Origin of the sequence: Sorangium sp. So ce590, from assembly GCF_051521365.1 — a bacterium.
In the GTDB taxonomy this organism is placed as follows: domain Bacteria; phylum Myxococcota_A; class Polyangia; order Polyangiales; family Polyangiaceae; genus Sorangium.
Map to the genome: position 1 here is coordinate 10,968,994 of NZ_CP150346.1, position 26,603 is coordinate 10,995,596.

At 72.4% G+C, this 26,603-nt stretch carries 25 protein-coding genes; 8 read left to right on the forward strand and 17 right to left on the reverse strand.

The genetic code is table 11. The features are described from left to right. The first annotated feature begins 30 nt into the window (after positions 1-30). From WMF28_RS41640 to WMF28_RS41650, 3 genes are read left to right on the forward strand one after another with little or no spacing between them, the layout of a single operon-like run. Entirely contained in the window at positions 31-1,812 is a 1,782-nt protein-coding gene (locus WMF28_RS41640) for a M16 family metallopeptidase (RefSeq protein WP_437599295.1), read from the forward strand. Between the two features lie 4 nt (positions 1,813-1,816). Next, a complete protein-coding gene (locus WMF28_RS41645; protein ID WP_437599296.1) occupies positions 1,817-3,442 on the forward strand; it encodes a M16 family metallopeptidase in 1,626 nt (541 codons plus the stop codon). Then, a complete protein-coding gene (locus tag WMF28_RS41650; RefSeq protein WP_437599297.1) occupies positions 3,439-4,461 on the forward strand; it encodes a hypothetical protein in 1,023 nt (340 codons plus the stop codon). Before WMF28_RS41645 ends, WMF28_RS41650 begins: the two co-directional genes overlap by 4 nt. 315 nt (positions 4,462-4,776) lie before the next feature. Here WMF28_RS41650 and WMF28_RS41655 read toward each other — a convergent pair whose 3' ends face one another. From WMF28_RS41655 to WMF28_RS41680, 6 genes are all read right to left on the reverse strand, one after another. After that, on the reverse strand, positions 4,777-5,562 hold the full coding sequence (locus WMF28_RS41655; protein ID WP_437599298.1) for a hypothetical protein: 786 nt from the start codon (positions 5,560-5,562) through the stop codon (positions 4,777-4,779). Positions 5,563-5,667: 105 nt separating this feature from the next. Next, on the reverse strand, positions 5,668-6,396 hold the full coding sequence (locus tag WMF28_RS41660) for a metallophosphoesterase family protein (protein ID WP_437599299.1): 729 nt from the start codon (positions 6,394-6,396) through the stop codon (positions 5,668-5,670). Between the two features lie 519 nt (positions 6,397-6,915). Continuing rightward, the gene (locus WMF28_RS41665; RefSeq protein ID WP_437599300.1) at positions 6,916-8,025 is read right to left on the reverse strand and encodes a formylglycine-generating enzyme family protein; all 1,110 of its coding nucleotides are present in this window, start codon (positions 8,023-8,025) and stop codon (positions 6,916-6,918) included. Beyond that, a complete protein-coding gene (locus WMF28_RS41670; protein WP_437599301.1) occupies positions 8,022-9,341 on the reverse strand; it encodes a radical SAM/SPASM domain-containing protein in 1,320 nt (439 codons plus the stop codon). Before WMF28_RS41670 ends, WMF28_RS41665 begins: the two co-directional genes overlap by 4 nt. Next, entirely contained in the window at positions 9,338-9,973 is a 636-nt protein-coding gene (locus tag WMF28_RS41675; protein ID WP_437599302.1) for a hypothetical protein, read from the reverse strand. The genes WMF28_RS41670 and WMF28_RS41675 overlap by 4 nt, the downstream gene beginning before the upstream one ends. A 122-nt stretch (positions 9,974-10,095) precedes the next feature. Further along, positions 10,096-11,937: a CotH kinase family protein gene (locus WMF28_RS41680; protein WP_437599303.1), complete on the reverse strand. Its 1,842-nt coding sequence runs from the start codon at positions 11,935-11,937 to the stop codon at positions 10,096-10,098. A 534-nt stretch (positions 11,938-12,471) separates the two neighbouring features. Between WMF28_RS41680 and WMF28_RS41685 the strand changes: the two genes are divergently transcribed. Then, positions 12,472-13,512 (forward strand): methyltransferase, encoded by a 1,041-nt coding sequence (locus tag WMF28_RS41685; RefSeq protein ID WP_437599304.1) that lies wholly within the window; start codon positions 12,472-12,474, stop codon positions 13,510-13,512. 107 nt (positions 13,513-13,619) lie between these two features. Here the strand turns inward: WMF28_RS41685 and WMF28_RS41690 are convergent, their stop codons facing one another. From WMF28_RS41690 to WMF28_RS41710, 5 genes are all read right to left on the reverse strand, one after another. After that, positions 13,620-14,072: a nuclear transport factor 2 family protein gene (locus tag WMF28_RS41690; RefSeq protein ID WP_437599305.1), complete on the reverse strand. Its 453-nt coding sequence runs from the start codon at positions 14,070-14,072 to the stop codon at positions 13,620-13,622. Between the two features lie 51 nt (positions 14,073-14,123). Next, entirely contained in the window at positions 14,124-14,291 is a 168-nt protein-coding gene (locus WMF28_RS41695; RefSeq protein ID WP_437599306.1) for a hypothetical protein, read from the reverse strand. Positions 14,292-14,361: 70 nt separating this feature from the next. After that, the gene (locus WMF28_RS41700; protein WP_437599307.1) at positions 14,362-14,748 is read right to left on the reverse strand and encodes an AgmX/PglI C-terminal domain-containing protein; all 387 of its coding nucleotides are present in this window, start codon (positions 14,746-14,748) and stop codon (positions 14,362-14,364) included. 51 nt (positions 14,749-14,799) lie between these two features. Further along, positions 14,800-15,438 (reverse strand): OmpA family protein, encoded by a 639-nt coding sequence (locus WMF28_RS41705; protein WP_437599308.1) that lies wholly within the window; start codon positions 15,436-15,438, stop codon positions 14,800-14,802. 540 nt (positions 15,439-15,978) lie between these two features. Further along, positions 15,979-16,956, reverse strand: a complete 978-nt coding sequence (locus WMF28_RS41710; RefSeq protein WP_437599309.1) for a DUF4423 domain-containing protein — start codon at positions 16,954-16,956, stop codon at positions 15,979-15,981. A 108-nt stretch (positions 16,957-17,064) separates the two neighbouring features. Between WMF28_RS41710 and WMF28_RS41715 the strand changes: the two genes are divergently transcribed. Then, a complete protein-coding gene (locus WMF28_RS41715; RefSeq protein WP_437599310.1) occupies positions 17,065-17,691 on the forward strand; it encodes a hypothetical protein in 627 nt (208 codons plus the stop codon). 10 nt (positions 17,692-17,701) lie between these two features. On the opposite strand, the gene WMF28_RS41720 is transcribed toward WMF28_RS41715, so the two are convergent. The 4 genes from WMF28_RS41720 to WMF28_RS41735 all read right to left on the reverse strand — a co-directional run bounded on the left by WMF28_RS41720 (position 17,702) and on the right by WMF28_RS41735 (position 22,109). Then, a complete protein-coding gene (locus tag WMF28_RS41720; RefSeq protein ID WP_437599311.1) occupies positions 17,702-19,399 on the reverse strand; it encodes an amidohydrolase in 1,698 nt (565 codons plus the stop codon). 90 nt (positions 19,400-19,489) lie between these two features. Next, a complete protein-coding gene (locus WMF28_RS41725) occupies positions 19,490-20,329 on the reverse strand; it encodes a hypothetical protein (RefSeq protein WP_437599312.1) in 840 nt (279 codons plus the stop codon). A gap of 231 nt (positions 20,330-20,560) precedes the next feature. Continuing rightward, positions 20,561-20,830 (reverse strand): hypothetical protein, encoded by a 270-nt coding sequence (locus WMF28_RS41730; protein ID WP_437599313.1) that lies wholly within the window; start codon positions 20,828-20,830, stop codon positions 20,561-20,563. Positions 20,831-21,101: 271 nt separating this feature from the next. Then, positions 21,102-22,109 (reverse strand): hypothetical protein, encoded by a 1,008-nt coding sequence (locus WMF28_RS41735; RefSeq protein WP_437599314.1) that lies wholly within the window; start codon positions 22,107-22,109, stop codon positions 21,102-21,104. A 90-nt stretch (positions 22,110-22,199) separates the two neighbouring features. On the opposite strand from WMF28_RS41735, the gene WMF28_RS41740 reads away from it, so the two are divergent. After that, positions 22,200-22,499: a hypothetical protein gene (locus tag WMF28_RS41740; protein ID WP_437599315.1), complete on the forward strand. Its 300-nt coding sequence runs from the start codon at positions 22,200-22,202 to the stop codon at positions 22,497-22,499. A gap of 416 nt (positions 22,500-22,915) precedes the next feature. Here WMF28_RS41740 and WMF28_RS41745 read toward each other — a convergent pair whose 3' ends face one another. Continuing rightward, positions 22,916-24,418, reverse strand: a complete 1,503-nt coding sequence (locus WMF28_RS41745; protein WP_437599316.1) for a hypothetical protein — start codon at positions 24,416-24,418, stop codon at positions 22,916-22,918. Positions 24,419-24,827: 409 nt separating this feature from the next. Here WMF28_RS41745 and WMF28_RS41750 point away from each other — a divergent pair, with 409 nt between their 5' ends. Then, positions 24,828-25,880 carry a 2-isopropylmalate synthase gene (locus tag WMF28_RS41750; protein WP_437599317.1) on the forward strand — a complete coding sequence of 351 codons (1,053 nt, stop codon included), beginning with the start codon at positions 24,828-24,830 and terminating at the stop codon, positions 25,878-25,880. Here the strand turns inward: WMF28_RS41750 and WMF28_RS41755 are convergent. Next, positions 25,867-26,193, reverse strand: a complete 327-nt coding sequence (locus WMF28_RS41755; RefSeq protein WP_437599318.1) for a hypothetical protein — start codon at positions 26,191-26,193, stop codon at positions 25,867-25,869. The genes WMF28_RS41750 and WMF28_RS41755 overlap by 14 nt on opposite strands. 94 nt (positions 26,194-26,287) lie before the next feature. Here WMF28_RS41755 and WMF28_RS41760 point away from each other — a divergent pair, with 94 nt between their 5' ends. Then, entirely contained in the window at positions 26,288-26,473 is a 186-nt protein-coding gene (locus tag WMF28_RS41760) for a hypothetical protein (protein ID WP_437599319.1), read from the forward strand. The last annotated feature ends 130 nt before the right edge of the window (positions 26,474-26,603 follow it).

The following is a 26,603-nucleotide window of genomic DNA, read 5'->3' on the forward strand; positions in this document are numbered from 1 at the left end:
GCCCGGCCGGCGACGTGCTATCGCCCTGCCGTGTCCACGACCGTGAGCCGATCCCTGCTCCGCGGTGCCCTCACGGCCGGGCTCGCGGCGCTCGGCCTGCTGAGCGCAGGCGCGCCCCCTCCCGCCGCCGCCGCGCCGCCGTCCGGCAAGCCCGCGCCCGCCGCGGAGGCGAAGCCCGCGCCCGCCGCCGCGAAGCCTCCGCGGGCCGCCGCCGCGAAGCCTCCGCGGGCCGCCGCCGCGAAGCCTCCGCGGGCCGCCGCCGCGAAGCCTCCGCGGGCCGTCGCGCGCCCGCGGCGCGCCGCCGCTGCCGCGCCGAAGGGCGCCGCGGCACCCCCGGCGGAGGCGCCGATCGAGCTCGCGATCCCCGTCGAGCGGGCCACGCTCCAGAACGGGCTGCGCGTCGTGCTGAGCCCCGACAAGAGCTCGCCCACGGTCGCGGTGGCCGTCACGTACGACGCCGGCTCGCGCGACGAGCCGAGCGGCAGGAGCGGCGTCGCGCGCCTCGTGATGGGCATGATGGCCCGGGGCAGCCGCAACGTGGCCGCGGGCGAGCACCAGCGCCTCGTGGCCGAGCGCGGCGGCGAGCTCCACGCCGAGACGGAGGTCGACCGCACCACCTACACCGAGACGCTGCCCGCGAACGAGCTCGCGCTGGCGCTGTGGCTCGAGGCCGATCGCATGAGGTCGCTCGACCTGAGCGCGCAGGGCTTCGAGGCCCAGCGCCGGGACGCGCAGGAGCGCCGCGGCGCGATCCTCGGCGCCGCCTACGGCCAGGGCGGGATCCGGCTGCGCCAGCTCGCCTTCCAGGGGTACTGGCCCCACGAGCACCCGGCGCTCGGCGACGCGGACGACCTCGCGGGCGCCGAGCTCTCCTGGGCCCGCGACTTCCACGCCGCCCACTACGGCCCGAACCGGGCGGTGCTCGCCATTGCCGGCGGCTTCGACGCCGGCGAGGCCATGGAGCTCGTGCACAGGTACTTCGACGGCATCCCCGCCGTCTCCGCCGCGCCCTTCAAGGACGTCCCGTTCCCCGAGCAGACGAGCCAGCGCACCGGCGTCGTCAGGGACAGCGCCGCCCGCGCTCCGGCCATCCTCTACGGGTGGGCCGTCCCGCCGCGCGCGCACGCGGATCACCACGCGCTCTCGCTCGCGGCCTTCCTGCTCGGCGCCGGCGACAGCGCGCGCCTCGAGGCGCTCCTCGTCGGGGACAAGGCCGTCGCGCGGTCGGTGCGGGTCGCGATGGGCGGCCACCGCGGGCCCGATCTCTTCTCCATCGACGTGCGGCTCGCCGAGGACGCCCGGGTCGGCGACGTCGAGAAGCTGATCGAGGGCGAGATCCGGTCGCTCGGGACGGCGGGGCCGCCTCCGGCCGAGCTGACGAAGGCGCGCCGGCTGCTCCAGTCGGCGTTCGTGTCGGGCCTCGCGGGCGCGAGCGCGCGCGCGAGGGCGCTCGCCGAGCACGAGCTCCTCTTCGGGGACGCCGCCCACCTGAACGGGGAGCTCGCCCGCTACTTCGCGGTGACCCGGGAGGACGTGCAGCGCGTCGTGCGCGATCACCTCGGCCCGACGCGCCGGACCATCGTGGAGATCTACCCCCCCGCCATCCCGGGAGCCGCCCCGCCGCCGCGGGCGCCCAGGCGCGCGCTGGCCGGCGCGCACGCCGCGCCCGGCAAGGGCCAGGAGAAGGCCGCGCCGGGCAAGGGCCAGGAGAAGGCCGCGCCGGGCAAGGGTGAGGCGAAGCCGCGCGGCGCGGCGGCCCGGCCCGCGGCGAAGAAGAAGCCGGCGAAGACGGCGAAACCCAGGAAGAAGTGACGTCATGAGCGAGCGAAGCAACCGACGCGAACGGCGCGGGCGACGGACGGCGCGCCCCTGGCTCTCCTGGGCGGCGGCGCTCGCCGCGGCCGCTGTGTGCGGCTGCGCTCCCGCCGTGAGCGCGCCGCGGCCGCCCGCGCAGGCGGCCGCGCCGGCGAAGGACGCGGAGGCGGCGCCGCCGCCCGAGGTCGCGCGCCGCGAGCCGCCTCCGCCGTCCGGCCCCGCGCGCCCCGCGCGCATGCCCGCGATCGCCTGGGCCGAGCTCCCGGGCGGCCTGAGCGTCGCCACGGCGGTGAACCGCGCGCTGCCGCTCGTGGAGGTCCGGGTGGTCGTCCACGGCGGGTCCGCGGCCGACGGCGAGCGCACGGGGCTCGCGGCGCTCACCGGCCAGCTCCTCCTGCGCGGCGGCGCCGGCAACCTCCCCGGCCGCGAGGTGCTCGCGCGCCTCGAGTCGCTCGGCGCCTCCCTCGGGGTGGACACCGGCCTCGACGCGACGGTGTTCGGCCTGCGCGCGCCCCGCGATCGCCTCGCCGAGGCGATCGCGCTGCTCGGGCTCGTCGTGCAGCGGCCGCGCCTCGACGCCGCGGAGCTCGCCAAGCTGAAGGCCCGCGCCGCCGAGGCGGCGAGGGATCGCGCCCACGCGGACGGCCGCTGGGGCGCGATGATGATCCTCTTCCGCGACCTCTACGCGCTCCCGACCGAGCTGCACCCCTACGCCTCGTTCGGCGCGACCGCGGCGGAGCTCCCGAAGATCACCGCCGCCGACTGCCGCGCCTTCCACTCCGCGTGGTACGTCCCGAAGAACACCGTGGTCGTGGTGGCGGGCGACACGACGCCCGAGGCCGCGCGCGCCGCCGTCGAGAAGGCCTTCGCCGACCGGCGCGAAGGCGAGCCTCCGGCGCTCTCGTTCACCGATCCGATGCCCCCGAGGTCGCTCAAGCTCACGGTCATCGATCGCCCGAAGAGCGCCGAGAGCGAGCTCTTCCTCGGCGTCCTCGGCCCCGAGCGCGGCGCCCCGGAGTGGCCCGCGCTCGCGGTCGCGGGCCAGGTGCTCGGCGGCCCCTCGGGGCGCTTCTCGCGCGACCTCCTCGAGCCGCGCGGCGCGGCGCGCGCGGCGTCCGCGACGACGCTCGACGTCGCGCGCGGCCCGGTCCCGCTCCTGGCCCACGCGAGCGTTCCGGCGGCGCGCGCGGGCCTCGCCGCGCAGGCGATGCTCGAGCACGTCGAGCGGCTCGCGGCCACGGCGCCGTCGCAGGAGGAGGTCGACGCGGCGGCGCGGCGGCTCGCGGGCGGCCTCGGCCTCGGCATCGAGACGGCCGCGGGGCTCGCGGACGAGATCGCGAGGCTGCAGGTGCTCGACCTGCCGGACGACCATCACGACGGCTACCGCAAGGAGCTCCGGGACATAACGCCGGCCCTCGCCGGCAAGGTCGCGGCCGATCACGTGCGGTCGTCGCGCGCCGCGATCGTCGCCGTGGGCGACGCCGAGGTGATCGGCCCGATGCTGAGCCGCTTCGGCGACGTCAAGGTGGTCGACCCGACCCGCGCCTTCGAGCGGAAGCGCACGATCCCGCGGGACTCGAGCGCCTCGTCCGCTCCGGGGCAGGCCCCGGCGCGGGAGCAGCCGTGACCGCCGCCGGGCGCCGCGGGGGGCCGCGCGCTCCTCGGGGGAGGCGCGCTCCGCGGGCGGCCGCCCTGGCGCTCGCGGCGGGGCTCGCGGCCGCGTCCTTCCCGGGCCGCACGGGGGCGCAGCCGAGGCCTGCGCCGGTGGCCCCCGCGAAGGCGGGGCCGAGGCTGCCTGCGGGGCAGCTCGACGGCGCGACCTACGACTACGAGCGCCCGCCTGCCCCGGCGAGCGGCGCGGCGCTGCAGGGCGCAGCGCAGGCCGGGGCTGCCGCGGCGAGCGCGGTGCCGCCGGAGCAGCGCTGGCTGGGCCGGGCGTTCGTGCACCGCCTGGCGGCCGCCGACCCCGCGCGGCCGCTGCCGATCCTCGTGTTCCTGCACGGCACCAACGCGGCGCAGATCAAGTACCGCTGGATGGGGGGCGGCCAGGAGGGCGATCTCCGCCGGATCGCGGCGGAGCTCATGGAGGCAGGCCGGATCCCGCCGATCCTCGTCGCGGCGCCGAGCGCCGTGCTCCCGGCGGCCGTGGCGGTGGCGCGGACGAGCTGGCCGGCCTTCGACCTGGACGTGTTCCTCGACGCCACCGCCGCGCGGCTGCGCGGCGTCGCGACGCTCGACCGCACGCGCGTCGTCGTCGCCGGCCACTCCGGCGGCGGCTGCAACAGCGCGGGCGGCGTCGCGACCGCCCTGCGCGCGTCCACGCCCGTGCACGCGGCGCTCGTTGTCGACACGTGCATGGATGTCGACATCGCGCTCCCCTTCGCGCGGTCGTCGCCGACCACGCATGTCGTCGTGTCGTGGCAGACGATGACCTGGGCCAGGCGCCCCATCAGCGACTTCCGCCGCGCCTTCCAGAGCGGCGTCGAGGCGCATCCTGCCGCGCCCGGCGTGCTCCGCGAGCTCGAGCAGCTCCAGCCGACGGAGCCCATGCCGCACGACGCCATGGTGCCCCTGGTGCTGCGGCGGTGGTTGCCGCCGCTGCTCTCGCCGGAGGCCGCGCCGAGCGTCCCCTGCGTCTCGCCGTGACCGCCCCGGGGCACGGCGCCTCGTGCGCCGTGCCCGCGCGAGGCGCCGCGGCAACGCGACGCGGAAAAAAAAAGAGCGCCCGTCCGACGGTGGGGGGGGGGAAACCGTCCCTCAGGCGCTCGGTGTCCCGTAGAAGCAGGAGCTGGGCCAGGGGCTTCCTGACGAGACATCGTGAGTTTGCGCAGGCTTCTCGGGGGTCGGGCTTTCGTTTTGGCCGGGGCGGGTTTCGTTGGTGAAGTACGGCACCCCCGGCGCGCCTGTCGCATCTGCACGGCGGCGCTCGTCTGGGCGCCTCGCGCCTGGCGGTGCCGGGGGCTATGCGGGGCGGTAGGGGGTGCCGGGGCCGGCTCCTACGCGGCGCGCCTTGGCCACGCGCCTCGCCTGCTGCCGGATGTGCTCCACGGCCTTCTCGAAGAACGGCTCGGGGGAGGCCTTGCTGACGGTGATCTGGTCTCCGCCGATGAGGACGACGAGGAGGCCCCTGTCGGTCCTGCCCACCGCGAAGAAGTCGACGGTGAACGGCAGCTCGTCCTCGACGGTGAGGGACAGCTGGCACTTCAGGACCTCGCCGACGCCGGGCTGATTCTCGACGATGAACCGCTGCAGCAGCCCGTTGGCCTGGCCATCGCCGGCGATCCGGTTGAGCGCCCACTTGTCCCTCGGCCAGGCCAGGTGGTCCCGCAGCTCGTATATCCAGAGCAAGAGCTCCTCCGCGACCTGGCCGATCGCCGCCTTGGACGCCTCATAGGACAGCTTGATCTGCTCGTATTTCGTCATCGGGACTCCATCGCTCTCCGGCGTGCACGTCGAGGCTACCAGAACGCCGCGCCCCGCCGCACGCAGATCGGGCCTGTCGACCTCGCCGACGCCGCGTGATCCGAGGGCGCGCCTGCCCGCGCCGCGCCAGGCGCTCATCGGGGCGCTCGCGCGCCCGGGGCGGCGTCGGAGCCCGTCGACCGTCCACACCGGCGGCGGCTCCATGACCCCCGGGAGGCCGAGGACCACACAACCAACCGGCTTGAGATCGTGAACCTCCGCGAGCGCGCCGAGATCGCCTCGATGGCAGTCGACGCCACGGCGCTCGCCCCCGTGAGATCTCATGTCATGGGTGTTCCCGGACTCCGGGTTGTACCGGACACCCTCCAGCGCTCGTCGATCCAGGGCGTCGCAGCTCGAGGGCGCCCTCTCGCCCCGGGCCGCGCGCGCTCAGGCGTATTGCTGCAGCAGCGCGCCGCGCATCGGGTTGTCGCACGCCCCCACGGCGGCGCGGAGCGCGTCCCTGTCGACCGGCACCCGGCGCAGGCTGACGTCGACCGCGCCGCCGCGCGCCTCCACGATCGCGTACTCGGCGTGGTGCAGCAGCGTCGGCGGCCCGCCGTTCGCGTACTCCTTGAACGGGAGCCCGACGCTCCCCGGGTTCACGAGGAGCGTGCCGCGGTGCTGGCGGAGCATCTGGAGGTGCGTGTGCCCTCCGGCCATCACCGTCGCCGCGTGGCCGTCGAGGCGGCGATCCAGCTCCTCGGGCGGCGTGTTCGAGAGGAGGTCCTCCATGTGAGACCGGGGCGAGCCGTGAAACAGGAGGAGCGTCGCGTGAGCGTCGAGCGGGATCGTGAGGCGCGCCTGGAACGTGCGCAGGAAGCCGAGGTCGTCCTCGGACAGCTGGTCACGGCACCAGTCCACCGCGTCGACCACGATGGGCGCCTCGGTGTAGGCGCGGATCAGCCCCGGATCCAGCATGAACTCATCGTGATTGCCGAGGATGCACGGACACCCGAGCTCCCGCAGCATGTCCAGGATGGCTCGAGGTCGCGGCCCCAGCGTCGCGACGTCCCCGAGGCAGATCACCTGATCGACGCCGGCCTCCTGGATGCTGGCCAGCACGGCCCTGAGCGCCACTTCATTGCCGTGAATATCGGAAATCAGGGCGATGCGCATGGGAGGACCTCTCTGCGGGCGCCATGGGGACGCTGGAGCGGCCTTCGGCGCCGCGGCGGCGCGGCGGTTGGCTGAGCTACAGCTTGTCAGGCTAGACCATGTCCGGCGGCACCTCCAGCGCCTCGCGGCCGCCCGCGCGAGGCCCGTGGTCCCGCGTGGGCAGCTCGGTTGGGGTCGATGGACACAGGCGTGGTCCTCGCGCGAGGTCCCCCTGCACCCTGGGGACCGCCAGCACGTAGGATGGGCCCATGCGCTCCGGCGGCTTCGAGCCGCGCTCAGCGAGGGCGCTCGACCGCGACAGGCGACGGCCGCTCCGCGACGTCCAGGCCGACGCCGAGCTGCCCCTCGGTGTCCTCACCCCAGCAGCGGCTCGGGCGCCGGGAGGTCGCGCGTCACCGGGTAGTGGTCGGATTTGAACATGAAGGCGGGAAGGCGGGAAGGCGGGAAGAAAAGATCAATGATCTTACCGCCTTCCCGCCTTCATGTGAACTCTCTCTGGGCAAATGAGACCACTACCCGTCACCGGGAGGTCCGGCACAGGCGAAATCCAATCGTCGGATCACTCGCTCGATCGGGCCGGTGCCCCATGCGGAACGAGACCCGCACGGCCCACGCGCAATCGGCCCACGAGCCCCCGCGGAGCACACGTTGCTTCGCCTTGCCGGGGCCCGTGGGGGACACGCGCGGGCTCTCGCAGTAATACGCGGCGTCGTATCCGTCGCTCGTCCATTCGCGGACGCCGCCGCTCATGCCGTGAAGGCCGTACCCGTTCGGCCGGAATTCCTGGGGCGGACGGATCGAGAAGGCCTCGAATCGGCCGAAGTCGCAGCGCTCGGCCGTGGGCGGGTCGTCCCCCCAGGGATAACGATGGCCGACGAGCCCGCCGCGCGCGGCCTTTTCCCACTCGGCCTCCGTGGGCAAACGGTAGGTCACCCGTTCGTTCGAGAGCACCTTGCCGAGCTCGTTCGCCTGGGCCCACGAGACAGCGACCATCGGCTTCTGGTCGTACGTCCAGGGGCGCTTGCCGTCCTTCCGGGCGACATCACCGAAGAGCTCTGTCGACGTCACGCGCTGCCCGCCGCGCAGCCATTCTTTCTCGGGGGCGTGCGCGTGCCAGTCGCGGGCGCGGATCGTCTCGCTTTCACAATACTGGCGGCGAATCTTGTGATCGTTGCTGAGGCCGAACCGGTCCCTGTCGAACTCTCCCGCCTTCTTGCCCTCCATCGGCCTCTGCGGGGGCATACCATCGGGCGGAGGGGGCCAGCCGAGGAGCGCGTTGTAGGCGGACCAGGTGATGGGGACCTCCGTCATCCAGAATGCGTCGAGCTCGACCGAATGCACCGGTTGCTCGTCGGGGTCGCCGTCCTCCGCGCCCATCCGGAACGGTCCCGCGGGCACGTATCGAAACACGAGGCCATGCTCCTCGATACGCAGCCGATCGAGCAGGAGGGCACGCGCGGAGGCGAGCTCGGGATCCGCGGGTTCGAGGCCGAAGGCGGCGTCGCAGGCTATGGCAGCCCTCTCGGGCTGGCCGGCCGCGGCGAGGTTCGCGGCGAGGGTCAAGAGCTCGGCGGCCGAGGGCAAAACACGATCGGCCGAGAGGAGCCATCCGGTGTCGAGCGCGGTCATGCGAGCCTCCGCTGAGCGCGAAGCACGGTGAGGGGATTGCGGCGAACCGGCACGGTCTCGTGCTCGGCAAGCCAAGGATCGGGGGCATTGACGTCTCCGGCCATGACGAGCGAACGAGCCCGGCAGCCGCCGCCGAACGTCGCCGTGCCCGTGCCATCCCCGGGCAAACCACGGATTCTGCGGAGTCGTTCGCCCTCGCTCCAGATACGATCGAACGGCGTGCGGCGGACGTTGTCCGCGACGAACGTCGGCCCGAGGAAGCTGCATGGATTGACGTCGCCCCCGACGGAGATGGAGCAAACGGTATTGCCCGCGCCGCACCCCCAGTTGTCGTGGACGACGGCCTGGGAATCACGGCGGCTCTTCGGGGAAAACGGGTCGATCGCGCGCGCCTCGGCGGGGCGGCCCGCCTCGTCGGCCCCGAGGGTCCAGATCGCGTCGAGCGCGCGCTCGTAATCGCCGAACGACGGCCAGAGCTCCTCCCGCGCCTCGGCCGAGCCCACGGGATACAGCGGCCGGAACACGGCCGTGTGCGCGCCCGCCCGCGCGGCGAGCTCGGCGAACGCCCGCGCCTCGTCGGCGTTGTGCCGCATGACGGTGAACGCGAGCGAGAATCGCGCGTGCGCCCGGAGCATGGCGAGCTTCTCCAGCACCCGATCGAACGTCCCCGCCCCGCGGACCCCATCGTTCGTCGCGGCCGTCGCCCCGTCGAGGGAGACGTTGAGCCAGACGAGCGACCGCTCGCCGAGCTTCTTCGCGATCTCCTCGGTGAGCAGGAGCGCATTCGTCGTGAGGCACGGGTGCAGGCCGTGGCCGGTGGCGAGATCGAGGATATCGAAGAGGTCCTTGCGAAGCAGCGGCTCGCCGCCCGTGAGGCCGAGGCGGAACGAGCCCATGCGGGCGAGGGTGCCGAAGAGCACGTCGAGCTCGGCGAGCGTGAGCGGGGGCTCGCGCCGCGGAAGCTCGCCGGCAAAACAATGCGAGCAGGTCAAGTTGCACGAGGCCGCGACCTCGAGGTGCACGGCGAGCGGACCCGCGAGGTGATCGGCCGGCGGCACGACGTCGAGGGTCTCGCCGTCGAAGCGCAGATCGTGGGTGAAGAAGTCCCTCCGATAAAACGCGGCGGCGAACGCGCCGAGCGCGTCTTTCCGCTCGGGCGGGGCGTCGTCGATCATCGCGCCCATCGAGGTCGTGCGGGCGCGGAGGAGGACGCCGGTCGCCTCGTGGTCGAAGGGCAGATACCGCGAGCTTCGCCTGTCGAAGACGGTCGACCCGAAGAACTGCGGCACGAGCACGAGCGGCGGCCGCGGGCTCACGCGGCACCTCCCAGCGCGAGCTCGAAGGTGCAACGCACCCAGAGCGGGCCCGTCTGTCCGGGCAAACCCACGACGCGGGCGCCCGTCTCCTGCACCTGCCCGAGGTGCCAATCCTTCGAGGGATCCTCGATCGCCGCGCTCGCCTGGACGAGGGCCGGCCAGCCGCTGTCGTCGAAGTCCGGCAGGCGCCAGGCATCGAATTCCGGCGGCTTCGTCGCCCCGACCATCACGGCGCCCGCGCCGGAGAGGAGCTCGATCTTGCGGCCGATCGACCGCGAACGTTCGGGCTCGAAGCTCCCCTTCGCGTCGTCGGAGTAACCGAGCGCGAGCGCGAGCTGCGGCGGCAATCCCCCCTTGGGCCGCACGCAGAGCGCGAGCACGTGCCGGCCGGCGCGCGCGTCGACGCGGCTCGATGCGAAGGGCGCGCCGTCGAAGAAGAGCTCCGCCTCGCCCGTCGTCCAGAGCCACAGGCGCAGCGGGAGCGCCTCGAGCGGGTCGATCCACCGCAGGATCGCGCCTCCACAGCCCGCCGGCACCTCGCAGCTCGAGTACTCCTCGAGCACGAGCCGACCCGACGACTTCTCGTATCGCGACAGCGTGTTGACCTGAACCTCCCGCTTCTTCTTCGGCATTCGCCGACATTATCACGCATGCGCACGGGCGCCGCGCGCTGGCGGGGGGCTGCATGGCCGGTGTTGCGTCCGGCGTCGGCTCCTCACGTCGGCCTCTGCGGCTGGAGCGCATGCGATTTTCGTCAAGGCAGCCTGCACACGTAGGGCAGCTCGGCGTAGCAGGGCATATCGTTCCACTGCCCGCCGGCCCAGCTCGCCAGCTCCACGCAGTGCTCTCCGTCGCCGGCGTTGTTCGGCTCGCCGCCCGTCCACCGCTCGTGGTCGTACGGTGTGCCGTCGGTCCACGCGAAGTCCCCCTCGGACGCCGCGTCGGTGAGCCCGATCCACCAGTCGCCCGGCTGGATCGCGTCGGCGCTCGAGACCACGAGATCCTGCGTCTCCTCGTCGTGGATGGACACGAGGTGCCCGCCCTGCGCGATGCAGTCGAGCTCCGCGTCCGCCCACGTCGCGGGCGCGAAGCAGAACGCCAGCGAGCCGCCCTCCGGAAGCGGCCGCGGGGCGCAATGCGGGCACGATGGCTCGTTGTCCACGAGCCCGTCACAGTCGTTGTCGATCAGGTCGCACAGCTCGGGGGCGCCCGGGTACACCGAGGCATCGCCGTCGTTGCAGTCCTCGTCGCAGCCGGACGAGAGGTCGCCGTCCGCGTCGAGCCCCGAGGAGTCCACGCAGGCGAGCTGCGTCCGCACGCTGGCAGGACGGTCGTTCAGGAAAGCGATGGTGGCGTCGATGTGCTCGCCGACGTCATCGGGGCTCACGTCCCGGCGCGGATCCTCGAGCACGTCGGCCCAGATCAGGGTGCGCGCCGCCTCGGCGTCGCGCGCCAGGTCGAGCTCCGACGCGCGCTCGAGGACGCGCTCGAACGCCGCTGCGAGCGCCTGCCGGCACGGCGGTGAGGCGGTGCACATCCGCTGGAGGCGGGCCTCGCCGCCGAAGGGATAGAGATCGTCCGTGAAGGTCTGGTCGAGGCCCCACGGCAGGAAGGTCCAGCGGCCGTCGTCCGGGCGCCGCGCGATGAAGTAGTTGTTGCGCAGCCAGGCATAGCCGTCCCAGTGGCCGATGAAGGTCTCCGTGGCCGCGAACGCAAGGTAGCGCTCCATGTCGATGTGCTGCGAGGCCTCGGCGAGGAACGTGTCCGGGCTCGTCATGTCGTCGAGCGCGTCCACGAGATCATAGAGATCGGCGAACGCGACGTCATCGCCGTTGTCCTGGTCGAAGGTCTCGACGCTCGAGCGCTCGAGATCGCTCCCGTAAGCCCCCTCGTACAGGTTTCCCCCGTGGTCGCCGAACCATCGATCCAGAAAGCGAGGGTTATCCGCTGCCTCGACGGTGGCATACAGGCCGTAGAGCGAGCCGTTCAGCCAGACCGTCGCGTGGGCCGAGCGCGGCGCGGGCACATCCATCGCGCGGAACAGGGCGTAGGCCAGGCGCTCGTGGATCATGCTCCGATCCTGGACCATGTTGTTGAGCGCGAGCTTCTCCACCCCGAGCAGGGTCTGGTCGTCGGTGAACTCGTCGAATTTCAGCAGGAATGCGGCCTTGTCGTCCAGGGTCCGGAACGAACCGTGGGCGCCCTTGAGCCGCACGCCGACGTCGGCGAGCTCGACCACCTCGCCGTCCATCGTCACCGTGAGCTGCCCGGCGACGTACTCGTCGGGCGTGGCGTTGAGCCGATCGATCGACGCCTGCGACAGCGCGATCTCGAACCGCGGGAGGCTCGTTCCGGCGAAGAGCGGCTCTGCAGGATCCGGTGGCGGTAGCTCCTCCCCGCCGGCGCCGCCGGCGCCGCTTCCGTCGCCCGCGCCGCCCAGGCCGCCGGCACCGGCGTCGCCGCCGGAGCCTGAGCTGCCCACGCTGGTGCCGTCCGGCCGGGGATCCTCCGCGGCATCGCCGCAGGCGACGAGCAGCGCAATGGACATCGCGAGCGGACCGGTCCAGTTCCAGGAACGTGGGGATGACTTTCTCACGGTCATTCTCTTTTACATGGGCTGCTCGCTCCTCGCACGTCTCCTCGAGTCGACGTGCATCGAGAGATCTCACGTCCGCCTTCGAAACATCCGGAGAGGCTCTCGCCTGGTTCGGTCGCGCAGCAACCTCCCGAGCACCGGGCCCGCGATGCCCCCGCCGATGAGCGCCGCCGGCCGCGCACCTCGCCGTGTCATCCCGCCACCTCCACCTTGTCCCCGGGTCAGCAGGGGTAGGACTACCTACGTGAACCTGCAGGACGGCCTGCAGGGAGCCGTCGCGCGGCTATCGAAAGGCGGCGCCGGCGCGGAGCGCATGGACGGAGAGCACCTCGGGTCGACCTCGTCCCCGGCACGAATTTGGCGAATCCAACCGGGGTACCTCGCTGGAATCGTGGCAAAATGAAGGCGCCAGGTTCAGACGTGCGGGCTACGGGCATTCCCGCCGGGAATGCCCACAGAGCACCGCATTGCGCGGGCTCGACGTCAGCAAGCCGCACGGACGCCACAAACATCGGATGAGATGGGAGCGGAACCATGAACGACGATGCAGCAGCACGGATTCCCTCGAGCACCGGCCGACAGCGCTTCAACGAGATCACGAATGCCATGTATCTCTTTCACGCGACGTGCACGGCGGCGAGCCTCGGGCTCGCGGACGCGATCGGCGACGCGCCCACGCGCGTGGACGACATCGCGGCGCGGCTCGGGCTGCACGGCCCGTCGCTCTATCGCATGCTCCGGGCGCTCGCGGCGAACGGGATTTTCGAGGAGCTCGGCGACAGCCGCTTTCAGCACACCGAGCTGTCGAGGCGCCTCCGGAGCGATCACCCCTTCAGCCTGCGCGCCCTCGCCGAGTTCTTCCGCTCGCCGGTCCAGCAGGATGCATGGGGCGGGCTCGTGGACGCGATCCGCGATGGCAAGGCGGGCTTCACGCATCGCCGCGGCAAGACGATCTACGAGCACCTCCGCGCCGACGCCGCCGACAGCGCGCTGTTCAACCGCGCCATGCTCGACCACTCGCTGGAGGGCTCGGCGATGGCCGCGCAGGCCTATACCAGGTTCGGGGAAGTGAGCTCGGTGCTCGACGTGGGAGGTGGACTGGGCACGCTCGCCTCCGCGATCGTGAAGGCCCACCCCCACGTGCGCGCCACGGTGCTCGATCTCCCGCACCTCGAGCCCTCCGCCACGCGCTACCTGCAAGAGGCCGGCGTGGGCGATCGGGTGAGCTTCCATCCGGGGGACTTCTTCGAGGCGGTGCCCGGCGGCCACGATCTGTACATCGTCAAGCACTGCCTCTGGAACTGGGGGGACGACGAGTGCTCCCGGATCCTGCGCGTCATCCGGCGCGCGATCGGCGACGCGAACGGCGCGCGGCTGCTCATCATGGAGCAGATCCTCCAGCCGTCCAACCTCGCGCGGGCGGCCCTCGCCGACGTCCTCATGCTCACGATCAGCGCCGGCGGCCGGTGCCGGAGCGACGGTGAATACAGGGAGCTCACGCGGGAGGCCGGCTTCCACCTCGATTCGGTCCTCCAGCTGGAGGACATCGCCATAGCCGAGCTCCTCCCCGTCTGACCCGGCGCGTGCCCTCGTCCCCGTCGGAGGCCCGTCGGAGGCCCATCGGAGGCCCGTCGGAGGCCCGTCGGAGGCCCGTCGGAGGCGCCGCCCCTAGCGCGCGGCCATCACTGACCAGCTTCCGCGAACATGTTCGTGTTGCCAGTCTGGTAGGCGATCTCGAACCTCACCTGCTTGATCCTCCAGCCATCCACTTGCCTGGTCAACCCATAGCGGTAGTGCCCCGCGACCATCCACTCCTCGCCGCCCGGCGCGCGCGCGAACCGGTGATAAGCGCGCACATGGCACTCGGCGGAGGCCTCCTCGCCGCTCACCTCGACGTCGATGGGGCCGAGGAAGTGCTGCGAAACGTCGATCGCGCCATGAAATTTCTTCCACGCCGCCAGCATGTCGTCCGCCTTCTGCAAGGCCGCCTCGCCCCCGAGGATCGATGTGAAATCGTTCAAGACGACATCCGCGTAGAGGTTGCGGACCTCGTCCCATCGCCGCCGGTCGATGTTGTGGGCGGCACGGGTGATGACGTTCTGGATCGCTCGCGCTTCCTTCAGATCTTCGGCCATATATCGGTCCTTTCGGCGGCAGGTTTCACGCCCCCCTCAACCAGAGAGCCGTCAACGCCGATGCGCCGGCCCGGTCGAGCCAGGGGCTCGCGCGGCGCTCAGCCTGGTCATGTTCGCCGTACAGGCGAGCACGAGCTCGACGTGCGCGCGCACCCCGGTCACGAGCGTCGCGTCGTCGACGTAAAATGCTGGATTGTGATTGCTGGCTGCCGTCGTCACGTCCGCGAGACCACGGGTGGGGGGCTCGCGGACGGCGCGCAGGCCTTCGAGCGCTCGGGCTTCCCCGCGGCTACGCCTTCGGGGCCCGGGGCGTGAACTCCCAGACGAACTTCCCCTTGCCCTTGTTCTGATCCGCCGGCGTCAGGAGGAGCCCATCGATCGACTCGACGACGCAGCTCGTCACCTCCTTCGATGCGGTGGTGCCCTCCGGCTCGACGACGATGTCCGTGAGGCGGCCGCTGTCCTCGAGCACGAGAAAGCTGACGGTGACCTTCCCCTCGGCGGCGGGATTCCGGGCGAGCTCCGCGTCGTAACACGACCGGATCTGCTCCTCTCGCGTCGCGAGCAGCGCGGCCGTGTCGTCGCGGTACATCTCCGGGCTCCGCACGGCGAAGGAGCACCCTGCGGACGCGCTCGACGAGGCGACCAGGACCATACCGAAGAGCCATTGCTTCATGCGCGCCTCCTTGCCGGGAGCAGCGTTCGTGGATCGACCCCGGATCAGCATCTACTGCCCTTCCCCCGCGGCCTTCGCGGTGTCCTGCTCGACGATGTTGAACTCGACCCGGCGGTTCTTCTCACGCCCCTCCTCCGACTCGTTGTCCGCGATGGGCTTTGTCTCGCCGAAGCCCTTGGCGGTGAGCATGCTCTGAGGGATCCCGTGCTGGACGAGGAACTCCATCACGGCCTTCGAGCGGCGATCCGAGAGCTTCATGTTGTGATCGTCCGCACCGTCGGAGCTCGCGTGCCCCTCGATGGCGATCTTCTTGATATGCGGGTGCTTCTTGATCGTGTCGACGACCTCGTTGAGCAGGCTGTGCGACTCCACCCGGATCCCCGCCTTGTTGTGCTCGAAGAGGATCTTCTCGTTGATGACGATCTTGTCCTCCGTCACCTCCACGCGCTTCTTCTCGGGCGGCGGGGGCGGGGGCGGCGGGGGCGGCTGGCCGACGACGGTGAACGCCCGTCCCCCTTCGAACGCTGTGATGCCGCCGCAGGCCGCCGAGCCAAGGCTCACGCCCACGAGCAGGGCGAGGGCGATGCGAGGCCCGAGGGCCGTGGGGCGCCGCGACACGCGATGGGCGCCGGGCCAGGAGCGAGGGCCCGGATGGCGCCTCGCGCTTCGGTTGTCGGAGAGTTCGTTCATGGTCGAGACTCCATGGGCCGCTGTCATGGGCCCAGGTCGCTGGGTGGCGCGCTCAGCGCGAGCACGACGAATACCCCGGATACGGGTGGGGTCGGCTCGCGGGCGAGCTCCATGCCGCGCACCCTAGCCCAGATCGGGCGCGGCGAGCTAGCCCGGATTTTCACCAAAATGGCCCCACTTCAGCTCGCTGGCGACACCGTCGCTGACCCCGGATCCCCCGGGTGGGAAGCTGCTTCGCTCCAGGTCGCGTCCCCCTGAACGACGCCAGATCGGCGCTGCGTCAGCCGATTTTCTCCTGTGAAAATCCAGCCTGACCGCACCGAGCCGCCGCAGAATGCGGCATGCTGCATTCTGCGGCACGATGGTGGAGACACCTCGGCGGGGACGAGCTTCCCGCGTCAGGAGCAGGACGAGGATGGCGTAGCCCACCTTCGCCGTGGCCTCGAACCGTGTCCGCGTCGGCCTGGCCGGAGCTCCCCTGCGCTCGATGAGGGCCCGCGGCTCCCGGGGGCTCGGCCATGTCGGGCCCCGATCCGTGCCTCACGCGCCGAGCTCGAAGAGCTGCATCGCCACCAGCGCGACGCAATCGGGCTCGCGCGAATCCGACACGATCTGACGGAGCTCGTGGAAATACCGCACATGCAAGGCGTGCAGCCGCTCGAGGTCACAGCGCGCGACGCTGACCAGGTTGTAGGAATACAGGCCCGGATCGCCGCGACGCTGCCGGCGCGCGGCGACGTCGAGCCAGTGCGATTTCAATCGTTGCCGCGGCTCGGCGGCGCCTCGGGTCATGTCGACCGTCTCGGCCGTGGCGGCGTACCGGCCCTCGCGCCATCGGACCAGACCCGCCCGCGACAGGGCTTCGAGGCACGCGCGCACCTCGTCGTCCGGGAGCCGGAGGCGAGCGGCGACCCAGGCGTCGTCGTGGCAGGGGAGGGCCGCGTAGCTCGCGAGCTCGAGGACGCGCAGGACGGCGTGAGACCAGGGGAGCTCCGTCGCTATCCGGCGGCGCTCCTCGAGCACACGGAAGTCGCGCGCCACCGAGGGCAGCTGGCCCGGGTGGACGAAGAGGGCGAGGAAGTCGAGGAGCCTGTCGGTTGTCGCGTCGACGAGGGCCAGCACGTCGGGGAGCCGGGGCTGGGATGTGCCCGCGATGAAGCGCGACACCTGGGACGCGCTGCGCCCGATACGGGCGCCGATCTCGGCGTTGCTCAGGCCCCCCTTGACGACCTGAAAGAGGGTGGCCGTGAGGGCCGGGTCGGAGACGGCGACGTCCCCGCCGAGGGCCGACTCCTGGCGCACGAAATCCGAGAGCGCCCGGTGGACGTCGACGCCGTTGTACGCCGCGACGCGCAGCAGGGTCGGGAACGTGGGAAAGCGCCGCCCGGACTCCCAGCCGAAGGCGACGTTCGTGCCGTACCCGAGCCGGACGCTCAGCTGCCGCTGCGAGCGTTGGCCGCGGAGCGCTCGGCAGAAATCCTTTGCGATTTCATCGTACTGCGCGCTCTTGTATCGCATATATGCATCGATGTTAGCATAATAGCGCGATAGATAATGCGTATTTGCGCTACGCGGCGCTTGCGCTGGCTCCTGCGCTGCGACAGGTGGATGGCGAAGGAGGCTTCGATGAACGTACGATTGGCTTGCTGGCTGCTGGTGGGGCTGCTCGTGGGGTGCGCTCACGCCGGGGGACAGACGGGGGAGGTCGCCGCCGATCCCTGCGACTCGTTCCCGGAGGTGGCGGGCCAGTTCGTGGAGCATGGCCTCGTCGACCCGACGCCCCTCGGTGTGAGCGGCCAGGAGGCCATCGATGCGACAGGCGGGGCCGGGAGCTTCGACGTGGCATGGGCCAACGGAACGACGAGCGCCGTGAGCTGGTCCCTCGCCGCCGACACCGAGAGCTCGCCGGTTGTGGCGTACATCGACCGCAGCAGCGCGTGCGCCGACGCGTATCTGCAGATCCTCGTGCTCGGGCATCTATCGAGCGCCGACGGCATTCTCCACCACGATCAGCGCGGGGCGCTCCATCGGGGCGACGACGGGGCCACGCACCTTCGCTTGTTCTTCTCCTTCGACGAGAACCCGTTCCCGGACGTGTACGCCGGTGGTGGGTCGGGGGACAGCTGCGCGGGGTGCAGCGGCGCCTTCGAGCTCTCCGTCGAATCGCGCTGGGAGGCGGGCGAGTCGACCCCTCGGGGCCATGTGTACCTGAGCGAGCACGGGACGCTGCTCGGCGAAGTCGGCACCTTCTGAGGCCGATCGCTCACCGCGGGGCCGGCGCGCGCGCCACGCGGCCGCCCACGACCACCATGTCGATCGGCGTGTCGACGAGCGAGCGATCGGGCGAGAGATCGCGGCCGAGGACCGTCAGATCGGCGACGTAGCCGGGCGCGATCCGGCCCCTCTGGCCCTCGGCGAAGGCCGCATACGCGGGCGCCGCGGTGAAGGCCAGGAGCGCCTCGTCGAGGTCGAGCCGCTCCGCAGGCATCCACCCGCCCGGGGGCTGGCCCGCGAGATCCTGCCGGGTCACGGCCGCGTAGAGGCCGAGCAGCGGCGAGACCTCCTCCACCGGGAAATCCGAGCCGAACACGACGCGCGCGCCCGACGAGAGCAGCGACCGCCAGGCGTAAGCGCCCTTCAGGCGACGGGCGCCGAGCCGCGCGGGCGCCCACGGCATGTCGCTCGTCGCGTGCGTCGGCTGCATCGAGGCGATCACGCCGAGCGCCGAGAAGCGCGGCAGATCGTCGGGCGAGACGATCTGCGCGTGCTCCACGCGGAACCGCAGCGCCGCGGCCCGCCCCGGGCCGAGCGCCTCGAGCGCGTCGAGCACGGCGCGGTTGGCGCGGTCGCCGATCGCGTGCACCGCGAGCTGGAAGCCCGCGTCCGCGACGAGCCGCGCCGCGCGCGCGAGCGCCTCGCGATCCATCAGCAGGAGCCCCTTCGTCGAGGGCTCGTCCGCGTACGGCTCGAGGAGCGCCGCGCCGCGCGAGCCGAGCGCGCCGTCGGCGTAGAGCTTGACCCCGCGCAGCACGAACATCGCCGTGCCCGTCGCGTCGACGTCGGGCGCGCGCCCCCCGAGCCCCTCGAGCCTTCCCTCGCCAGCGAGGTACGCGTGGACGCGGATCGGCAGCCGCCCGGCGGCGGCGAGCGCGCGGTAGACCGCCACGGTCTCGTCGTCGATGCCCATCTCGTGCACGCCCGTGAGCCCGGACGAGAGCGCCTCCTCGGCCGCGCGCAGGATGCGCCGCTCGCGCACGGCGGGCGGGTCGGCCGGAATCTGGGCCTCGACGAGGCCCATCGCGTTGTCGACGAAGATGCCCGTCGGCTCGCCCGCCGCGTCGCGCAGGACGCGCCCGCCCGGCGGATCCTGCGTGTCTTTGCCGACCCCGGCCGCGCGCATCGCCGCCGCGTTCGCCCAGAGCGCGTGCCCGTCGACGCGGCGCAACGCCACCGGATGCTCCGGCGCCGCCGCGTCGAGCGGGGCGTGCGTGGGGAACGCGGCGCCCGGCCAGAGGTTCTGATCCCAGCCGCGCCCGGTGATCCACTCGCCCTTCGTGCGGGCCTTCGCCGCCTCGGCCACGACCGCCGCCGCCGCCTCCGCGCTCTTCGTGCCGCGCACGCTCAGCGTCTCCAGCGCGACCCCGAGCCCGTAGAGATGGCCATGCCCGTCGACGAGCCCGGGCACGACCGCGCGCCCCGGCAGGTCCACGACGCGCGTCCCCGGCCCGACGAAGGCCTTCGTGTCGGCCGCGCTGCCCACGAAGACGATCCGCTCGCCGCGCACGGCGACCGCCTCGGCGCGCGGCTTCGCGGGGTCCATCGTCCGGACGACGCCGGCCGTGATCACGAGATCTGCGGGCGTCGAGGGCGTCGCCGTCGTGGCGGGCGGTCCCGCAGACGCAGAGCCGAGAGCGAGGCTGCCGAGGAGGCTCAGGAGCGTCGCTCGGAGCACGTTCGACATGAGCGCCACCCTAGCACCCGCGCGCGGCGCGCAACGGCGCCTCGAAATTCTGCTCTCTTCAGGCGTCTTCAGCCCGCTCGTCGATCCAGGCTAGGTGGGCGGGACGAAGGGAGGCAGGTCGACGAGCGGGCGCAGGAACAGGCCCTGTTCGGGCTCGGCGTACACGACGACCGGCGTTCGGCCGCGCAGGAACGAGAGCTGCAGCGGTGATGCCAGCGCGGGCGCCGGGCCGGCCACGTCGGGCCGGCTGGCGTCGACGAAGGACCACGCCTCCGCGCGCCGCGCGAGCACCGCCGCGCTCCCGCGCTGATCGACGGCGACGAACGCCTCGTCGACGGAGGCATCGGCCAGGCACGTCAGCTCCGTTGTCTGGTGGGCGAACGCGTCGTCCTCGGTGAGCGACCACGACCACAGGGCGTGGAGCCGGCCGCGCGGGGTGGCCACCGCGACGAGGGCCGCACCAACCGAGCAGCCTCCTGCCCCGAGCTGCGCCGCGGCGGCGAGCAGATGGCCGGGGAGCCCTCGTCGCGCAAGCGCAGGAGCTCGGCATCGGGGGCCCCGGGGGTAGGCCCGGCCGCCGGCGCGGGCTGCTGGGCGATCGAGGTCAGGCGCATCCGTCCCGCGTCGCGATCGTTCCAGCGCATCCTCCATGTCCTTGATGAACTTGCGCTGCCCCCGACCGGTGAATTCACTCGGTGGCTTGGACGCGAGGATGCGCGCCGCCACCGTCTTGGCGGCGGCGTTCATGTGCGGGCGCAGGCTGGGGTACGGTCGCGTGGCCTCCCCGGTCCACCACGCCTTCACCGCGCTCCAGCTCGGCTCGGGCGCGGGCGCGTCGGGGAGCGGCGCCGCCGGAGCCCAGGTGTCGATCCATGGGTTGATCGAGCCGGTGCTCGACTGGGCATCCGCCTTTGTGACGAGCTTGTGCACCGCGGCGTACTCGGCCGCCAGCTCTCGGACGGCGGGCGAGCGTCGTGCGTGGGGGTGACGCTCCGCTCGAAGAGCGGCAATCGGGAGAAGGTCGTCCTGGAACGGCGCCGACGAGCTCGCCGACCGGCGATAGCTCGGCCTCGGGAAGCAAGGCTGGCGGCGGGCGCATGCCGACCGCATTCGACCTCGCGCGGCGACTTCAGCGGCCTCGATGGCGAGGCCCGCGGAGCTTCAGGTGTGCCCGACGGATAGCAGCTCGACTTGCTCGAACCCATTCACCGTGAAGGACATGCGGTGGTAGCTCCCCAGATAGATCTCCCACTGGTCCCCCCCACTATGGAGCTTCGCGCACTTGATGTGCAGCTCCGTGGCGGCGGCGAACGGACCTCTGGTCGGCACGAGGGCGAGCCACTCGTTGAGCTTTGTTTCCTCGGAGCTCATGAGCCCCGCCTTCGAGAGCTGCTTCTCGTACCTCTTCTCCGCGGTAATCGTCCAGACCACGTCCGCCTCCTGTCCCCCCAGGCCAAGTCGTCGCGGGGGCCGAAATTATCGTGGCCCGTACGAAAGCTGTCAAGCGCGCCCCGCGCCGCTCGGGGCTTTCGGGATCGCTCGGCATGGCGGTCCACATGCGCCGGCCGGGCTGGCGTTCGTTGCGAGCGTTGCAAGAGGCACGCCGGGCGGCCGACGATGCCTTTTCGACGGTTGCACCGCCCGGCGCCGGCGCGATGCCGGCGCCGCCTCGATACGCTCGTGGGCGAGCTGCGCTGACCGGTTATTTCAAATAGGCGCCGCAGCGCCCGTCGCCGTCATCGACATCTTTCGCCGTCGCCTTTCCTGGAGGGAACGCCCCGCGGTCGCAGAGGGCCGCGAGGATGTCGAGGAGCTCCTGCGCCATCTCCTTGCCTGTGCTCCCGCGGACCTGACGGCCCATGGGCGAGCCCGGCTGCCCGTTCAGGATCTTGTGCCAGTCCTCGTACGCCTTCTGCCGCGCGTGTGAGCCGAGCGAGTAGGCGCCGTCGTCGAAGAGCTCCTTCGTCCCGTCGTCGCCGTGGCACGAGGAGCAGCGGTCCTTGATGTGAGCCTTCCCGCGGGCGGCGTCGCCGCCCGGCAGGAGCGCGTAATGCCCTTGAGCCGGCGGCTTGAGCGTGAAGATCTGGTCGGGATGGGGGAGCGCGCCGTCGCGGACGCCGACAACGAACGCGGCCATGGCCTCGATCTGAGGGGGCGTGAGCACGTCGCCGTACGCGGGGATCTCGCGATCCCCCTTCGTGAACAGGAGGACGAGATCCTCTTGCGTCTCGCGTCCCCCGAGGAGGTTCCGCGAGACGGCGTACCCCTTCGCCATCGCGCTCGGTCCATAGATGCCCTCGCGCCCCTTGAGATCCCACCCGAAGAAGTTCTTGAGCCGATAGTCATGGCCAGCGTCGTTGTTCATCGCCTCCCCGGATCCGAGCTTCAGCGTCCCATTGGCCGAGGGACCGCCTTGACCATCCAGGGCCCCTTGGGTCTTCGAGCTATCGGGGACGAAGGCCGCAAACGGGGGTTTTTTTCCATAGAATTTGTCGAAGAGCCGGCCGCCGAGCGCCGTGTCGATGGAGGGCGTCGCCGGCGCGGGCAGCGCGGGGGCAGGGGCGGGTGTGGGATCTGCGGACGGCTGGGCCGGCTCGTTTGCCGGCGTGGCAGGGCCGCAGGCCGCGACGCAGGCGAGGAGCGCAGGGAGCGAGGCGGAGAGGGGTGCGCGACCTGGAGCGAGCGAGCGGTGGCGGGCACGGTTGAGCAAGACAGTCTCCTGGCGAGGGGGGATCACGCGGCCACTGTATTCACCTCCGGCCCGGCGCCGCAACGGCGACCGCTCGCGAGCCAGGGATACGTGGTCATCGCGCTGGAGCACACCTACGACGCGGCCGCGGTGGTGTTCCCCGACGGCACCGTCGCGCCAACCCAGGCGCGCGTGCCCGGCCCGGGAACGGACGAAGACGTGGCGTTCAAGACGCTCTGGGTCGGCGCCCGCGCGGCCGACGTGCGCTTCCTTCTCGACACCATGGCGGGCGCCACCTCCTCGCGGATTCCCGGCATCCTCGCCCGACATACCGACGCCGCGCAGGTGGGCGTGCTGGGCTTCTCGCCGGGAGGCGGGACCGCCGCCGAACGGGCGCCGCTGAAGAGATGAAGGTCAGGATGCCCGGAGCCGTGAGCGGTGCCAGGGTTACGAAGCCATGAAGCACTCGAACGAAGAGTTGGTGGGAGTAGTATATCGATATTACTCGCGTGAGGATCCGCGCTACAAGCGGACAGAGGAACATGGACGGCTGGCGGACGCCCGTCGTCGCGCCGGAGCCGATCGTGACCGCTGGCAAGGCATGCTAAATCGGATCGATGGCAAATTTCCGGGTCGTACGTTGATTGACCGTTCATACCGGACGTGGCAACCGACAGCCGCCTCTTGGGAGGGGCCACGCTCTACGATTGTCTGTTCTCAGATAGCTGGTAGGAACACCGTCGAGGCGGTCGGCGTGGCGCTCTCCGGCGAGCCAAGAAGCTCTGTCCTCCGTTCGCGCCGAGGACGCGGGCCCGTGAGCGCCGCGCTCAGGGCGCGAGCTTGACCGCGACCGGCGAGAGCTGCTCTTCGACCTCGCGGCCCACGCCGAGCTGTCCCTGGGTGTTCTCGCCCCAGCAGAGGACCTCGCCGGTCGTCCTCAGAGCGCACGTGTGGTAATAGCCGACGGCGAGCTGCGCCACGCCGTCGAGGGGCACGTCGACCGGCTGCGAGGACAGCCCAGCCTCGCCGTGGCCGAGGGGGCCGACCCCCCACATCTTGAGCGCTCGCGCCTCGCCGGACACCGCGCCGCTCCGCTCGCGGCCCACGTCGATGTGCGCCGCCCGAGGCACCACGACCAGCGTGGGCTCCAGCACGGGCCCGTACCGATCGGCGCCCACCGCGCCGTTGTAATCGTTGCCGAAGCAGTAGACCTCCACGCCCTTGCGCGCGCAGGTGTGCCGGTCGCCCGCGACCACCTCCTCGACGCCCGCGGCGAGCGGCGCGAGGACGGGCACCGGCGACGAGGCGCTCTCCTGCGAGCCGGTGCCGAGCTGGCCATCGAAGCTCCGGCCCCAGCAGAGCAGGCCTCCGTCGGAGGCCTTGATGGCGCAGGTATGATCCTGGCCGCTCGCGACCTGCCGGCTGTCGCTCCGGATGAGCGTCGGGGTGATGTACTCGGACTGCCCCGACTCCCCCTTGCCGAGCTGGCCCTCCTGGTGCGAGCCCCAGCAGTACAGCTCGTCGCCCATCTTCACCGCGCACGAGTGCGCTGCGCCGAGCGAGAGCTGCACGACGTTGATCAGGCTCGGCACCCGCGCCGGCGCGCTCGACGCGGGGTAGCCGCCGGTGCCGAGCTGCCCCGTCGTTCCGTGCCCCCAGCAGATGACCGTCGTGTCCTCCATGATCGCGCACGTGTGCGCGGGAGGGGGCGCGCTGGAGTCGCCCGAACGCAAGAACCCGCCGCCCGCCGCCACGTGGAGGGCCTTGCCGGGAAGGGCGACCTGCGCCGGGAAAGGGAAGACCAGGTCGCTCCCCGGCTTGCCCGACTCGCCGAACGTGTTCCTGCCCCAGCACCACACGCTGCCGTCCCGCCGGAGCGCGCAGGTGTGGGCATAGCCGGCCGAGATCTCGACCACGTCGTTGCAGAAGGCGCCCTCCTTCCCCTCCACGCACTCCGTCGCGCAGCGGTTGCCGCAGGCGCCGCAGTGCTCGAGGTCGCGCGCGAGCGCCTCGCAGCCCGGGGCCGCGGCGTCGCAGTCCAGGAAGCCGGTGTCGCAAGCGACGCCGCAGACGCCTGCCTCGCACGTGGGCGACGCGTTCTCCGCGGCGGGGCAGTCCTCCGGCGCGGCGCACGCGTCGCCGTGGCCGCCTGCGCCGCCTGCGCCTGCGCCGCCGCCGGTGCTTGCGCCCCCCGCGCCGCCGTGGCCCGCGCCGCCGCCCTCACCGCCCACGCCCGACGTGAAGTTGCGCTCGGAGGGCGAGCAGCCGGCGCAGAGCGCGATCGTGAGGAGCGCGAGCGAGGTCGTCGTCAAGCGGGGCATGTGCGTCATCGAAGCTCCTGAAGCGGCAGGTGTACCGGAGCAGCAGGTTGCTCCTGGAACAGCTTTTTACGCTGCCGCTCACGGCACGCAATGCTGGTCCGGCCGCCCGCAGCGCGGCCCGCTCGAGGCGCATGGGATCGTCGATGCCCGGAGCGACGAACCCGGCAAATCAGGCGCGCAGTGAGCCGGTGCGCGCAGCGGGCCGGGCGCGCAGGTCGAGGTCGCGCAGCGGGCCGGGCGCGCAGGTCGAGGTCGCGCAGCGGGCCGGGCGCGCAGGTCGAGGTCGCGGCGGGCTCCGGCCGGGAGATCGGGACCTGCTCCGAGGGCCGACATGAAGTAACCTCTCCCCCGCGCCGGCTCGACGCGGCGCGCCGCGCATGCGCCACGCCGAGAGCCCCCGCGAGATGACATGCAGCGCATGAGCCCCGACGACCGGGAACCCGGCGCAGCGGCCCTGTTCGACTGGAATCGCGCCGAGCCCGCGCCCGCGGAGCGCCGGCTGCCGCCGGGCGGCGTGCCGGCCGAGGCCTGGGCTGCGGCGTGCGCCGAGGCCGAGGCGTGGCTGCCCTTCGGCCGGGGAGCCCGGCCGGTCGAGGTGCTCGACGAGACGCTGCGCGACGGCATCCAGGGCGTCTCCACCGTCAACCCGCCGAGCGCGCACAAGATCGAGCTGCTCCACGCGATGGCGAGCATCGGCGTCGACGCGGTGAACCTCGGCATCCCGGCGGCCGGGCCGCGGCAGCTCGAGGACGCGTGCCTGCTCGCCCGGGAGATCGTCTCGTCCAGGCTGCCGCTCGCCCTGACCGCGGCCGCGCGCACGATCGCCGCGGACATCGAGGAGGTCGCCCGCGTCGCGGACCGCACGGGGGCGCCGATCGTTGTCTACGCGTTCATCGGCAGCTCGCCGATCCGGCACTTCGTCGAGGGGTGGGGGCCTGACTTCCTGGCCCGCAGCGTCGAGGCGGCCGGCCGGGCCGCCGCGGCGGCCGGCTTGCCCTTCTGCCTCGTCGCGGAGGACGCGACCCGCTCGCCGCCCGCCATGCTCGACACGCTCTTCCGCGCCGCCGTGGACGCCGGCGCGGCGCGCCTCTGTCTCTGCGACACGACCGGCCATGTCACCCCGCCGGGGGTCGCGGCGCTCGTCGCGTTCGCCCGGCGCGAGCTCGCCGCGCTGGGCGCGGCCCGGATCGAGCTCGACTGGCACGGCCACAACGATCGCGGCCTCGGCCTCGCCGCCGCGCTCTGGGCGGCGGCGTGCGGCGTCGAGCGGGTCCACGCCACGGCGCTCGGCGTCGGGGAGCGGGTGGGCAACAGCTGCCTCGAGCTGCTCATCGACAACCTCGGTCGCCTCGGCTCGCGCGCCCCGGTGCCGCGCGAGCGCCTCGCCGCGTACTGCGCGGTCGCCTCGCGCGCCCTCGCCTGGCCCATCCCGCCGGATCACCCCATCGCGGGGGCGCTCACCCGGGCGTGACGCCGCCGCCGTCGACGCGCGCCACGGCGGCGCGGACGATCGGCGCCGCGGGCGCGAGCGCGTCCGCGAGCTCGCCGACGCGGCCCGCCGCGCGCTCGGCGCGGGTCCACGCCGACGAGAAGCCGAGCGTGCCGGGCGGGTGGGCCGCGGCGAGGGCGATCGCCTGCCGCAGATCGTCGCCGACCGCGGCGATGGCGTGGAGATCTGCCACGCTCGCCCCGCGCGCGCGCGCCGCGGCGTAGAGCGCGCGCACGATGCCGAGCAGGTCGCGGGCGGCCTCCAGCGGGAACGGGTCGTGGCGGATCGAGAGCACGCCGGCCGCAGATCACGGATGCCGGGGCGCGGCGTCAAGCGGCGCGCTGTCCGGGTTGTCCAGCGCGAAAATTACAATGGCTCGGGAATTGCACTTGAAGAACGTCATGAACAACCGCGCCCATGAGCTCGCAAAGACGGACGTACCCGGCGGCGACGACGAGGACCCGCTGCCGCCCAACCCGGGCGACCCGGGCCCGGAGCAACCCGAGCCGCCGTCGCCCGACCCCACCGAGGACCCGCGCATCCCGCCGCAGGGCGACTTTCCGCGCGGGGTCTGACCCCCGGCGCGCGCCGGGGTGGGGCCGGGCTGTGATGATGCCATCCTGGCCATCACTGCTGTCCCCGCTGTGACCCTCTCCCATGGGCAATCGCGGCTGTCCCCGCTGTGACGGTGCCGCTCTGGCAATC

Excerpts from the sequence above, each read along its gene's own strand:
- WMF28_RS41685 (WP_437599304.1), top strand. The coding sequence starts at position 12,472 with ATGAACGACGATGCAGCAGCACGGATTCCCTCGAGCACCGGCCGACAG.
- WMF28_RS41675 (WP_437599302.1), bottom strand. The coding sequence starts at position 9,973 with ATGCCGAAGAAGAAGCGGGAGGTTCAGGTCAACACGCTGTCGCGATAC.
- WMF28_RS41750 (WP_437599317.1), top strand. The coding sequence starts at position 24,828 with ATGAGCCCCGACGACCGGGAACCCGGCGCAGCGGCCCTGTTCGACTGG.
- WMF28_RS41745 (WP_437599316.1), bottom strand. The coding sequence starts at position 24,418 with ATGACGCACATGCCCCGCTTGACGACGACCTCGCTCGCGCTCCTCACG.
- WMF28_RS41720 (WP_437599311.1), bottom strand. The coding sequence starts at position 19,399 with ATGTCGAACGTGCTCCGAGCGACGCTCCTGAGCCTCCTCGGCAGCCTC.
- WMF28_RS41710 (WP_437599309.1), bottom strand. The coding sequence starts at position 16,956 with ATGCGATACAAGAGCGCGCAGTACGATGAAATCGCAAAGGATTTCTGC.
- WMF28_RS41705 (WP_437599308.1), bottom strand. The coding sequence starts at position 15,438 with ATGAACGAACTCTCCGACAACCGAAGCGCGAGGCGCCATCCGGGCCCT.
- WMF28_RS41690 (WP_437599305.1), bottom strand. The coding sequence starts at position 14,072 with ATGGCCGAAGATCTGAAGGAAGCGCGAGCGATCCAGAACGTCATCACC.
- WMF28_RS41645 (WP_437599296.1), top strand. The coding sequence starts at position 1,817 with ATGAGCGAGCGAAGCAACCGACGCGAACGGCGCGGGCGACGGACGGCG.
- WMF28_RS41715 (WP_437599310.1), top strand. The coding sequence starts at position 17,065 with ATGAACGTACGATTGGCTTGCTGGCTGCTGGTGGGGCTGCTCGTGGGG.
- WMF28_RS41655 (WP_437599298.1), bottom strand. The coding sequence starts at position 5,562 with ATGAGATCTCACGGGGGCGAGCGCCGTGGCGTCGACTGCCATCGAGGC.
- WMF28_RS41665 (WP_437599300.1), bottom strand. The coding sequence starts at position 8,025 with ATGACCGCGCTCGACACCGGATGGCTCCTCTCGGCCGATCGTGTTTTG.
- WMF28_RS41660 (WP_437599299.1), bottom strand. The coding sequence starts at position 6,396 with ATGCGCATCGCCCTGATTTCCGATATTCACGGCAATGAAGTGGCGCTC.
- WMF28_RS41700 (WP_437599307.1), bottom strand. The coding sequence starts at position 14,748 with ATGAAGCAATGGCTCTTCGGTATGGTCCTGGTCGCCTCGTCGAGCGCG.